Origin of the sequence: Acinetobacter sp. GFQ9D191M (assembly GCF_011174875.1) — a bacterium.
GTDB lineage: Bacteria > Pseudomonadota > Gammaproteobacteria > Pseudomonadales > Moraxellaceae > Acinetobacter.
In genome coordinates, this window is record NZ_JAALGV010000100.1 from 1 (window position 1) to 1,904 (window position 1,904).

Consider the following 1,904-nt stretch of genomic DNA (forward strand, 5'->3'; position numbering starts at 1 on the left):
TTTTGATGTTTGTGGTGCTTGGTCAGGGTTATTTCGGCTTGTTTGAGATTACGCTGCATGAAATCCAGGTCTAGATTCGCGTCTTTTGCGCTGATTTCGCGTTTTAGCACTTTGCCAAGGGTTTCCCTCTGTTTTTCCTCAAACAGGGCTTTTTCGTCAATTGGTGGCGTTTTAGCGCTATTTTTGATTTGGATCTGCTGTTCTGTTTTCAGTGTGCTGAGTTTGATCTCATTTTCAGCAATCAGCAGATCCATATTTTTGCTGTATTGCAGCTGAGCCTGATTTCTCTGTTTGATTTCGTCATTGCTTCGGCTGATTTCGGTCTCAATCCCTTTTCGGCGCAGTTCGGTGACTTTCGGCCCTTCGTGCAGCGTGGCTTCTAAACCATTCTCCTGGTCTTTGTAGCTGCGGTGGTCGACTCGGGCAGTGTATCCAGCCAGATCCAGGTGCATATTGCAGATATCGGCAAAGTGTTCGCGCCAGTGTTCGATTTCTCCACTGTGTTTCTGATCCAGTTCCCGGGTTTTCTCGGTGAAGCCTTCCTGAGTAAGTTTGCGTGTGCTCATCAGGATATGCGCGTGATAATTGCGTTCATCACTACCAGATCCAGTATGCGGTGCATGAATACAGGCATCGACGGCTACCTGGTGTCTGTCCACGATACTGGCGCATAGCTCTTCGAGCATGGCCAGGCGTTGTTCCTGATTTAATTCACTTGGAAAAGCGATTTCAAATTCTCGGGCAACTGTCGAGTTTTTTCGGGTTTCCCGTTGTTCAACTTCGTTCCAGAGTCTTTCCCGGTTTTTTAAATGTTCTGGTGCGCCTTCGGGTAAATAAATTTCTTTATATTCCACACCTGTTTTTCGGCTGTAATCATGTTCTCGGCCCTCACGTTCACAATAGATCTTTTCACCTGCCCGATAGGCAATCGCAGCAGTAGCGGAACGCCCTGCTGATCGTGCTACGGTTTTGACTGAAAAGTGGTAAATCGCCATGCCTATTTTCGCTTTTAAATTTTCACGTAGTGAAGTACAACCGTGGATACGGTTGTCGGGGTATTGGGGAGACCCCAATCGTACTTGCAAACGAAGTTTGCATAAGTGCGCTCTTCGAGGAAAACATTACTATACATATAGCACCTTGAATGCATATTCAAGTGCGCTTATGTTAGGGATGGTTTCCCAGGATGATGGTATTGGATTAATGAGCGTTACTGAAACACTAGACAGCAAAATCAAAGCACAGGAAGAAAAGCTAAAGCAGTTAAAGGCTCAAAGACAGGCAGCACTGGCAAGAGAACGTGCTAAAGAGAAAGAACAAGCTCGAAAGGATGATACCAGACGCAAAATTTTAATTGGATCCTGTATGCTAAAGATCACTGAAGATGATGAACAAGCCAGAGCTAAATTAATTGCTCAGATGGATAAGTATTTAACAGATGAGCGTGACCGAAAGCTTTTTAATTTATAAATTTTGAGGGATAAGTAGTGGAAGATCCAACACTTAATAAGTTAATACGTAATACAGAATTATTCTTCGAACATCACTGGAATGTAGACCTATTAGGAAAGCCTCCTGAATGGTCACCAGTACATTTTAATTTTGGAAAAATTCCTAATTACGATAAACAAGGTGTATATGCGTTTGTCAAAGGGGATTTAGTGACTTATATCGGTGTTGGGACTTCTAGAGGTGCTGGCCGTTATCGTGGTAATGGCTTAAGCGCCAGGGTAATGAAATATTGCCGATGGAATGAAGATAAAACTGAATATATTGCGATAGATCCAAGACTGAAAGATGCTGGATCCATCATTACAATAGGCTTTGAACGTGATACGGCTTATTTAGCAAATGCCCTAGAAGTTTTTCTTATCTCTAAAATCCAACCTGTCCACAATGTAGTT

Annotated in this window: 3 protein-coding genes; 2 read left to right on the forward strand and 1 reads right to left on the reverse strand. The window is 43.2% G+C overall.

The genetic code is table 11. The features are described 5' to 3' along the window. A partial coding sequence (gene mobQ, locus G5T77_RS13865; RefSeq protein WP_166139469.1) for a MobQ family relaxase occupies positions 1–995 on the reverse strand: 995 nt, incomplete at its 3' end. A gap of 208 nt (positions 996–1,203) precedes the next feature. Between mobQ and G5T77_RS13870 the strand changes: the two genes are divergently transcribed. After that, a complete protein-coding gene (locus tag G5T77_RS13870) occupies positions 1,204–1,470 on the forward strand; it encodes a mobilization protein (RefSeq protein WP_088749624.1) in 267 nt (88 codons plus the stop codon). A 17-nt stretch (positions 1,471–1,487) separates the two neighbouring features. Continuing rightward, positions 1,488–1,904, forward strand: a 417-nt coding sequence (locus G5T77_RS13875) for a hypothetical protein (protein ID WP_088734959.1), incomplete at its 3' end; no start/stop codon positions are given.